The sequence below is a fragment of the Pirellulales bacterium genome, from assembly GCA_036490175.1.
Taxonomy (GTDB): domain Bacteria; phylum Planctomycetota; class Planctomycetia; order Pirellulales; family JACPPG01; genus JACPPG01.
The window spans coordinates 1-9,309 of record DASXEJ010000148.1 but is presented as its reverse complement, the minus strand read 5'-3'; the positions used below and the strand labels follow the sequence as shown (position 1 = coordinate 9,309).

Below are 9,309 nucleotides of genomic sequence, written 5' to 3'. Positions count from 1 at the left end.
GACTGGCAACGACAACGTCGAATTGATACTCTCAGCCATGGTGGCGTACTCCTGGGGAATTGGGTCCTTAAGAAACCAAATTCAAACCCAAGTACGCCGCCTTTTTCAACTAACCCATCCACAACATTCGGTTATAGCTCGCCATCGAGATCAGGTAGGCGAGCCAGCTAAACGTTAAGAAACCTATGGCCGCGAGCAGCACCCACCATCCGGCCACTGCGGCTGCGTGGACTCGCCCCTCGAATTCGTCGTGCATGGCATTTTCTCGACGAGGGGAATGGGAGAAGCCCTTCGGCCACCATCAGCGACCTTTTCCTTGGGCAACCCTTGAAGTCGATTGTACCGGGCTCATCAGACGTTCGGTAGAATACCAGTCCCAATGACATCCTGTTGGCGAACGTGGAATACTTCTGTCATGTGCGGTCGCTTCACGCTGCGAACACCTGCCAAAGCCATTGTCGAAGCATTCGGGCCGACTTCGGCACTCGATGTGAAGCCAAGGTTCAACATCGCTCCAACTCAACAGGTGGCGGCTATTCGGCTCGAACGTCAATCGGGTACTAGGCAATTGTCGTTATTTCGTTGGGGACTTGTTCCCTCCTGGGCTGATGACCCGTCAATTGGCTATCGGATGATTAATGCCAGGGCTGAATCCGTGGCCATGAAGCCGGCATATCGACAAGCGTTCAAGAAAGGCCGCTGTCTGGTCGTGGCTGACGGGTTCTACGAATGGAAAAAAGTGGGAGCAACCAAGCAGCCTTTTTACGTTCGATTCAAAGATGCTCGACCCTTTGCGTTTGCCGGACTCTCCGAACACTGGCATCGGGGTGACCAAGTTATCGACTCCTGCTTATCCTTGAATCGAAAGGGGAGGCATGCGACGTGACGCTTATTTTCATTGACGGCGAGGTCGAGCTGGAGGCGTTAGTCTGGTTGTCTAATGCACCTGCCAGCGGGATTCAATCGAGAAGAGCACACTCGAATTCCCAATGTCAGTCGTCGAACTGGCTCCTCGCGTCATCAGGCGACTTCTGTTCGAGGACTTTTCGTAGCTCGGCCCGATTGCTTCAAACCCAACGCGTTTAACAGTTCAACATGTCGATTCGACAAGTTTGTGACCCATCAACGGCTATTGATGGATAGCACGAATACATCTGTACCTAAACCGGCATTACCCCCCTTTTCCATTCTATTGAAGGAGAATGCCGTGAGTACATTTCAGTTGTTTCCTGCACTGCCTACGAATGTCTACGACTAATTAAAGAAGGACATCGAGACCAACGGTGTACAAGTGCCCATCGTTGTCGATGCGGACGACCCGACCGTCATTATTGACGGCCACCATCGCAAGAGAATTGCCGACGAATTGGGGAAGGAGTGCCCAATCCTCGTGACTCAATTCGATGATGATGCCCATCGCCTGGTGACGGCTCTGCGGCTCAACTCGAATCGCCGTCATCTGACTGCCAACGACCGTCGCAAGGCAATTGGGAATTACCTCAAACAACACACTAAGACGAACGACAATCAGTTGTCCAAGATGATCGGATGCTCGCATAACACTGTGAAGGACGTACGAGCCGAGTTGGTCAAGAATGGCGACATTCCAACAATCGAGGAATTCAAAGGCAATGACGGAAAGCTTCGCCCTTATAACTACAAAACCGTCTTCGCCAATTCCCCAAAATTGACAAAGAGGCTGCCACCAACGACACCGGAAGAATGGATTGAAGGGCTGGCAGTGTTTATGGCCCCGATCCATAAGGCCTACGAGCATTATTTCAAGAGAGACGAAGCCCACATTCGCCAAAAGATAGGCGAACTCGAAGACAAGCACACGACGTTGACCGAGCGGATTCTGAACCTCGACCCAGCTAAAGCCAACCGAGCGATCGAAAAGGCAAACGAGCGGATTTCTGCTTTGGAGCAGGGAATAGAGCAGTTGAAGGGAACTCTGAAGAACTGGTCGGCCGAACTCCAACGAGTTCGCGAGGAGACTTACTCGCACGTTATGTCCCTTGTGGCCGCCGAAGACCTCTTGGACGACCCAAAGAGTGACAACCGCCGAAAAGCTCAGGCCGTCCTCCAGTGCATCGAAAAAATCAACCTGACATTTCGGTCCACAGGCAAGAAATACCCCAAAAGCGAACTCGTGAACGTCGAAATTTTTCCCAACTCCGGGCATATAGGCGAGCGTCCGAATGGTGCATTGCGTTGACCAGCACCAGGCCCTCTTGCACGCCGCTCTGGGCGACCGCCGCTTCGACTTGCGGGGTGATGTTCAGAAAGTCCATCCGCGCGGGAATATTGAACGTCAGGCATTCGCGATGCGTTTTCATGTCCGCTGTTGTAGCGGCGCGAAACGGCCTTCGTCAAAAGGCCACCCGCGCCGCTGCCGAGTTCCTTGCCGTATTCGACAAATGCCTCCGAAAGGTTGAGCGCAGCTCAGGCCGTCCGGCGTCGTCGGCTCGCCATAAGGCCAAGCCCGGCGATGACGCCTAGCAAGACCGTCGACGGCTCGCGCACGACGATGAGGCCGGCCGGAAAAATGTTGGTCCCGCGCCGTGGGTCGCGTCGGATAAAATCGGGCGCCGGGGTTGCGCTGTACTCATGCGCGGCATGCCTGTCTGCGAAATGCGAACAGTGCGAGTCCGCCCAGCGCTGCCAGGATCAGCGCCGACGGCTCGGGCACGACCTCAACGACTCCGTAGACGGGGCCCACCCAAAAGTAACTCGGCGTGGGATTGTCGATGATGTCGTGCCAGTGCTCCGCTAGTTCGCCGTTGCCGAGGTTGCCTTTCACGATGAAGACCCAGCGTTCTGGTCCGAGGTTCGGTTGGCCATTGGCCACGTCCCAGTTGGAATAGACGAACGGCTCGTTATCGGCCCAACTGAAGGTGCCCGTAAAACCGCCGTCGTTGAGCCCGATCCACAGGTTGCGTTGACCTCCGCTAAAGGTATCGAACACCCAAGCGTTTTCTGCTGCGTTGCGGATGGTGGCCAGGTCACCGCCCAGCGTCTTTGCCTCGGCTTCCGACGCCGTCCAGCTATCAGCATCCAGCAGGTAGTAGGAATGGTGGTTGGCCGGATCGACGATGGGACCGCTGATGACGCCCGCCCGGAGTGTTGAACCGACCGACGCGCTGGCGGCGAAAAGAACCGCGATCGACAGCTTGAGTCTCATTTGCGTTCTCCTTGATTTGTTAAATGTTTCGCGGTCCGCAGGCGATGCAACGCTCGGTTGCAATTCGTGCGCACGACGGCTCCGCGGATGGGATAACAGTCAACGGAAATGACGGCCGCGCGACTTCCCACTGGGGAGCACGGAACACTTCTAAAGGTCGTTCCGAACCTGCCCACGCAAGACGTTTGGCAACTAGAGTGTTGCCGGCATGATAAGGCCCCATCAAGTGAGGGGCAACGAAATGGCAGAGATGCACGTCGTCGTGTGGCGCGAGACGTCGCACGCAGAGTAACTGTCTGGCGGCACGGACTATTTCTTCGCAGCGCGGCAGAGCCGTTTGTCGCCAGAGGCTCGCAGATATTCGGCAGGGCAGCAGTTTAGAAAAACCCGCCGCCCCAGAAGCCGATCGAAGTGCCCGGGCCGAAGGGGCCGTCGTTGCCGGCGTTGGGAAAGTAATCGCGGGCTGGCGTGAAATTGTTGCTTTTCGAACCGCTGGAGGCGGCCGACGCTTGCGCGCGGTCCAGAGCACGTTCGCTTTCCTGTTGCTGGGATGCCAACTGCGCCGCATTGGTGGCGATCTGTTGCTGTCGGGCGTCCTCGAACGTCTTTTGCATGTCGATCGTCGAATGTTGCTTGGCCGCGAACGCCGACAGACGCTGATTCAGTTGGGCGGCGGTCGAGGTCAACACGTCGGGCACGCGATCGCGAATCTTGCGCGCATACGCCGGCGATGCCACTGCCAAAGTTTGCGCGAGATAGTCTTGCGCGTCATGGGCCCGCGGGCTGTTCAAGATTTCCATTTTGGCTTCCATATCGGTCAAGAACCATTGCAGTTGACCGCTGGTCATGCGGCTAATGCCGGCGGCCAGCCGCGCTCGTATCTGCTTGACCTGCTGCGGGTCGTACAGCGTCTGTGAGTCCAGCCACACTTCGAACGATTGGAGCATCTGCTTCCACGGCGCACTATTGAGTATCCGGTCGCGGGCGGCCGAATCCTCGGCGTGCGCTGGGGTAGCAGCCGCTGCCGATTTCGCCTTCGCCCCGCCGGACGTTGCGGTGCCCTTTGATGCAGCGCCCTGGGCCGGCGCGGTTGCTTGTGCGACCGTGCTACGTGGCGTCATGACAAACAGACCGATGGCGCAGAGCATAGCTGTTGTTGCCGCCAGACGTGCGGGTGTGATGGCTAGGCGATGCGCGGACACGCTATCGCTCCTTTCGCTGCCGGCCCTCTCGCGGGCGCGCGGAGATGGCATTGACGGCCAAATTCGACAGAGAGTTGGGTACTTCATAATGCTACTTTCGTATGCGACGAAGTCAGGTTACTTGGCGTCAATTCGCTTTAAGTTGGGACTAGAAGCGATGCCGGTCCTGGGGATCGCTATTTTTTGTTTTGATTACGGGTCATACGTAATCGCATGTCCGTGCCCAGCTGGCCATCGGATTCGTCGAGCGATTCCCAGACTGCGGTATTGTCGTCGATTCGGCTGAATAGTTTGGTCGAGACAACGCGTTTACCATCGGGCAGTACGGCGGTGTTCCTGACGTTCCAGGCATCCCCTTCGTTGGTCCAGGTTCCTTCGGTGAATCCGCCGCGCGAGTCGAACAGAAACGACCGCACGCGTTGCTCGATCGGGTCCCAGCCAATCAATTGCGTGGCCGAGACGGGCTTGTCGCCGCGCGGCTGCATTTTTAACTGCGCCAGGATGTACGTCTTGTCCTGTCCCCAGCTGCACGAAATCTCGGCCGTAGCCTGCGGCCCTTCACCGGCCCAATCGCCGATCATCCATTCCAGTCCTTGCAGGGTATTGGCCGAAGCTTCGAGCCGGACCGGCGACTCGCGCACGCCGTCGATCAACCACTTGCCGTTGCGTTTGACCCACACCGCGCTGTAGCGACCGAAGGGAGATTGCCCAGATTCGACCCCCGGCCGCTCGAACGCGCCATCTTCGATGGCGACATCCGCGGTCACGAAGCGAATGCTGCCTGTGTCCATCTTTGGTGCCAGGTGGGCAATATGGCCGGCTTCTTGCGAAAGGCGCTTGGCCCGAATGGCGCCCGCATGGACTTTGTAAGCTCGGCCGAGCTGATCGACGTAGTCCGCCTCGGGAGCCCAAAAGGCGCTAATGGCATCGATATCGCCGCCGGCGAGCGCTTTGCGATAGGCGGCTGTTGCGCTGCGAATGGCCGCCTCGTCGCCGGACGGTGCAGCGGTTTTAGCGGCAGTAGCCGGCTCGGCAGCCACAGCGACCGGCGGGCAGGCCAAGACCACGGCGACTGCCAGTGGCCGCAACACGCAGCAAGGAAAACGCATCGGATGCTCCATCATGGCGATCAGCAAGGGGATAAGAAGCAAGCACCATTGTAATAGGTGCTTAAATCGTCGACGAACCTCAGCCCCCGGACCGGCTGCGAAAGGATACCTCGCCGGCCACGTAGTGGCACAAGACACATTAATATAGCACGTGCCGCCTGATCCGGTTTTCCGGGGTGCGGAGGGCAGCAGCCGGCTTGCTTTTCCGGCGGCGCTGCCTATCAATGGAGTAGCCCGTTGCAACACCGAGAGCGGTGGCGCCAGCGAGGCGGCAGCTCCCTACGGACGAAATGGCTTTACCCACATCTCGCTTCTTCCGCGAGGAACGAGAATTCCGAGGCGCATGATGAGTGAACAACCGACCCGCAATTCCTACACTTGGGCCTTGGCCCTGATCATGGTCGCCGTGGTGGCGTGGGGCATTTTTCACGCCGTGGGAGCGTACCGGTTCAATCACAACCCGATGCGGGCCGTGATGGTACTGGGTTGTGTGACCTTTTATCTGGGCTTTTGGGGCCTGATGCTGGCGGCCCGCCGTGCTCGGCTGGCGCGACAAGCGCGAGATCGGTAGCGCCCTAGAGCCGGCCCGTGGTCAGGCATTCTTGCCTGGCCCGCAACTGAACCTCCGATTGCCACGTAATAAGCAGATAGGGGATAATCCGCGCCGACGGCGGTTGGGCAGCCGCCGAGGATTTTGGTTCACCGCAGGAGGAGAGGCCCAAATGACGAGACTACACAGCGACATATCGTCGGGCCGTTACTTGGAGCATAAGCCTGTCGATCAACTCTCGATTGGCGAGTTTCTGATTCGTCGGCTCCAGGACTACGGCATCCGCGACGTTTTCGGCATACCCGGCGACTACGTGCTCTCGTTCTACTCGATGCTTGAGCATAGTCCGATCAATCTCATCGGCTGCTGCCGCGAGGACAACGCCGGCTTTGCAGCCGATGCCTACGCCCGCGTTAATGGCATGGGGGCCGTGTGCGTCACGTATTGCGTGGGGGGGCTGAGCGTGGCCAACAGCATTGCCGGTGCTTATGCGGAAAAATCGCCCGTGGTGCTGATCACGGGCTCGCCCGGCATGCGCGAGCGGACGAACAATCCGCTGTTGCACCACAAGGTGCGCGATTTTCGCACGCAGCTGGAAGTGTTCGAAAAGTTGTGCGTGGCGGCGACCGAGATCGTGGATCCGGTCACGGCCTTTCGTGAAATCGATCGCGTGCTCGAGGCGGCCGCCCGCTATAAGCGGCCGGTGTATATCGAGATTCCGCGCGATATGGTCAAGGTTGTGCCGGGGGTGCCTTACGAGTTTCGCCGGGCCGAACCGACGAGCGACCCCGACGCCCTGGCCGAGGCCGTAGCCGAGGCGACGCGCTTTCTCAACGACTGCCACAAGCCCGTGCTGTTGGCCGGTGTCGAGATTCATCGGTTTGGCTTGCAGGACGAGGTGCTAAACCTGGCCGAAGGATCCCAGATACCGATCGTCGGCACGATCCTGGGAAAAAGCGCCGTGCGGGAAACGCACCCACTTTATGTCGGTCTCTATGAAGGGGCGATGGGACGCGAGGAAGTCACGCAATTCGTCGAAGAGAGCGATTGCCTGCTGATGCTGGGTGCGTTTCTCACTGACATCGACATGGGAATCTACACGGCGAACCTGGACGTCTCGAAGTGCATTTTCGCCACCAGCGAGGAACTGCGCATCCGTCATCATCACTACCACAACGTAGTGCTGGCCGATTTCATTCGTGCGCTTGCCGCCCAACAGCCGAGGCCGCCGCAACGACCGGTCCCCCCCCGCGCGACTGGCAACGGCGCCAAATATGCGATCCGCCCACAGGCTCAGATCTCGATCACACGCTTGATTGCGCGGCTGAACGAATCGCTCGACGCCAACACGATCGTGATCTCGGACGTAGGGGACGCGCTGTTTGCCGCGACCGAGCTGACGACGCACGCGCGCACCGAATTCATCGGACCAGCCTATTACACCTCGATGGGCTTCGCGATTCCTGCATCGCTGGGCACAGGCGTGGCTCGGCCCGACATGCGTACCGTGGTGTTGGTCGGCGACGGGGCCTTTCAAATGACCTCGAACGAGCTATCGAGCATCGTACGACATAGCTTCGATCACATCATCATCGTGCTCGATAACCAAGGCTATGGCACTGAGCGTTATCTGCATCCGGGCGAGTTCAACGAGATTCACCCCTGGCGCTATTCCAAGATCACCGAGCTATTTGGCGGCGGCACCGGATACGAAGTGCGCACCGAAGGGGAATTTGACGAAGCGTTGACCAAAGCGTGGGCCGACAATAGCGGCATGAGCCTGATCCATGTCCACTTGGCCGTTGATGACTGCAGCCCGGCGCTAATGCGATTGGCCGAGAAGCTGAGCAAAAAGGTTTAAGGGCCATGCCTCTCTCGATTCGGCCACGCCACCGCGCGCCTTGATTCTGACGAAAAGTTCAGAAACAAGGGCGCGCACCTCTAGCCGGCGCGGGATGTCACTTCTCGCTGGCATCGTGGCGGGCGGTGTCATGGCGGTGCGCGTCCGTGGAATGGTCGCATTGGCGTTCAGAAGGGATTACCAAAACCTCTCTGCGCGCAGTGTGCGTAACGAAAGATAACGCCGCGGAGGGGCCATTGAGTCCGCGCTATGACCTTTCGCGGATGGTTCAAAGACGGGGCAAAAGTGCGGCTTTTTGCCGTATGCTGGGGTGTGGGGGGGCCGTAAAATTGACCTACACTTCTCCGATGCGCAATGGCCGGGGGGACCTTGCAACGAGCGAACTGCGCGAAACTGCGTGCGGGTCGCGCCACGAATAACGATTGTCCGGTAGGTGACCGGACCCAGCCTGGGATGACGGTCCTTGTTTGGGAAGCTGGGTGATTTATGTTTTCGCACGCCTTCAAAACTCGGCTTCGCCCCGTCGCGGGCTATTTGGCGGTGGCCGCGGGCGCTGTCGTCGTTATTTGCCTTGCGATGGGCTATTGGTTCAGTCGTGAAACGCCCATCGCGGACGCCGGCCATTCGGCGGCCGTTAATCTGGCCCCGCGCGCGAAAGGGCCCGCCCCGCCCGCTCCCACCATCGAAGTTCCGCGTCGCGTCGCTGAGCTGAATCACATGGAGATCGCCGAGGCCAAGCTGCCAACTCAAGAGCAGCAGTTGGTACTGCGTGGCGAGTTGGCGATCGACATCAATAAGTTGGTACACGTGAACTCGCTGTTTCCTGGCCGGATCATCGAAGTCGCCACGATCGAAGTCCCCTCGGAGCGTTCCGGCACACGCGAGCGTCGTCCGCTGGGTTTCATGGATCGGGTGACTAAGGGACAGCCGTTGGCCGTATTGTGGAGCAAGGATCTGGGCGAAAAGAAAAGCGAGTTGGTCGACGCGCTGGCCAACCTGCGCCTCGACGAGCAGGCGTATAAACGCATGAAGGAATCTAGCGAACGTGGTGCGACTTCGGAGAATGCGCTGCGTGAAGCCGAACGCGAAGTTAAGAAAGGGCAAATCGCCGTCACCACGGCCGAGCGCACGTTGCGCTCTTGGCAGGTCAGTGAGGACGACATTGCTCTCGTGAAAGCCGAAGCCGAGAAGATCGGCCAGAACGAGGAAGTCAATCGTAAGGAAGACATCGAATGGGCCCGCGTCGAAATCGTGGCCCCCATGGACGGCACAATCGTCGAAAAGAACGTAGCCAAGGGAGACACGGTCGATGTGTCAACGGACTTATTCAAGATCGCGGACCTTGGCGTGCTGTCGGTCTATATTCACGCCTACGAAGAAGATCTGCCTTATATCGAGCCGTT

8 protein-coding genes are annotated in these 9,309 nt (G+C 58.6%); 4 read left to right on the top strand and 4 right to left on the bottom strand.

All coding sequences use genetic code 11. The annotated features are described in order from the left end of the window. Nucleotides 1-109: 109 nt before the first annotated feature. Nucleotides 110-256 carry a hypothetical protein gene (locus VGG64_11585; protein HEY1600239.1) on the bottom strand — a complete coding sequence of 49 codons (147 nt, stop codon included), beginning with the start codon at nt 254-256 and terminating at the stop codon, nt 110-112. A 1,014-nt stretch (nt 257-1,270) separates the two neighbouring features. Between VGG64_11585 and VGG64_11580 the strand changes: the two genes are divergently transcribed. Further along, nucleotides 1,271-2,218, top strand: a complete 948-nt coding sequence (locus VGG64_11580) for a ParB N-terminal domain-containing protein (GenBank protein ID HEY1600238.1) — start codon at nt 1,271-1,273, stop codon at nt 2,216-2,218. A 390-nt stretch (nt 2,219-2,608) separates the two neighbouring features. On the opposite strand, the gene VGG64_11575 is transcribed toward VGG64_11580, so the two are convergent. The 3 genes from VGG64_11575 to VGG64_11565 form a co-directional block, all read right to left on the bottom strand. After that, on the bottom strand, nt 2,609-3,184 hold the full coding sequence (locus VGG64_11575; protein HEY1600237.1) for a lectin-like protein: 576 nt from the start codon (nt 3,182-3,184) through the stop codon (nt 2,609-2,611). 377 nt (nt 3,185-3,561) lie between these two features. Next, nucleotides 3,562-4,386: a hypothetical protein gene (locus tag VGG64_11570; GenBank protein ID HEY1600236.1), complete on the bottom strand. Its 825-nt coding sequence runs from the start codon at nt 4,384-4,386 to the stop codon at nt 3,562-3,564. A 176-nt stretch (nt 4,387-4,562) separates the two neighbouring features. Then, nucleotides 4,563-5,495 carry a nuclear transport factor 2 family protein gene (locus VGG64_11565; GenBank protein HEY1600235.1) on the bottom strand — a complete coding sequence of 311 codons (933 nt, stop codon included), beginning with the start codon at nt 5,493-5,495 and terminating at the stop codon, nt 4,563-4,565. Nucleotides 5,496-5,841: 346 nt separating this feature from the next. On the opposite strand from VGG64_11565, the gene VGG64_11560 reads away from it, so the two are divergent. From VGG64_11560 to VGG64_11550, 3 genes are all read left to right on the top strand, one after another. Beyond that, nucleotides 5,842-6,066 carry a hypothetical protein gene (locus VGG64_11560; protein HEY1600234.1) on the top strand — a complete coding sequence of 75 codons (225 nt, stop codon included), beginning with the start codon at nt 5,842-5,844 and terminating at the stop codon, nt 6,064-6,066. A gap of 151 nt (nt 6,067-6,217) precedes the next feature. After that, nucleotides 6,218-7,906: a thiamine pyrophosphate-binding protein gene (locus VGG64_11555; protein HEY1600233.1), complete on the top strand. Its 1,689-nt coding sequence runs from the start codon at nt 6,218-6,220 to the stop codon at nt 7,904-7,906. A 486-nt stretch (nt 7,907-8,392) separates the two neighbouring features. Continuing rightward, on the top strand, nt 8,393-9,309 hold a 917-nt coding region (locus VGG64_11550), incomplete at its 3' end, for an efflux RND transporter periplasmic adaptor subunit (protein HEY1600232.1).

What these genes read in the sequence shown, in the direction of transcription:
- VGG64_11565 (HEY1600235.1), bottom strand. Translation starts at nt 5,495, where the DNA reads ATGCGTTTTCCTTGCTGCGTGTTGCGGCCACTGGCAGTCGCCGTGGTC.
- VGG64_11585 (HEY1600239.1), bottom strand. Translation starts at nt 256, where the DNA reads ATGCACGACGAATTCGAGGGGCGAGTCCACGCAGCCGCAGTGGCCGGA.
- VGG64_11560 (HEY1600234.1), top strand. Translation starts at nt 5,842, where the DNA reads ATGAGTGAACAACCGACCCGCAATTCCTACACTTGGGCCTTGGCCCTG.
- VGG64_11555 (HEY1600233.1), top strand. Translation starts at nt 6,218, where the DNA reads ATGACGAGACTACACAGCGACATATCGTCGGGCCGTTACTTGGAGCAT.
- VGG64_11575 (HEY1600237.1), bottom strand. Translation starts at nt 3,184, where the DNA reads ATGAGACTCAAGCTGTCGATCGCGGTTCTTTTCGCCGCCAGCGCGTCG.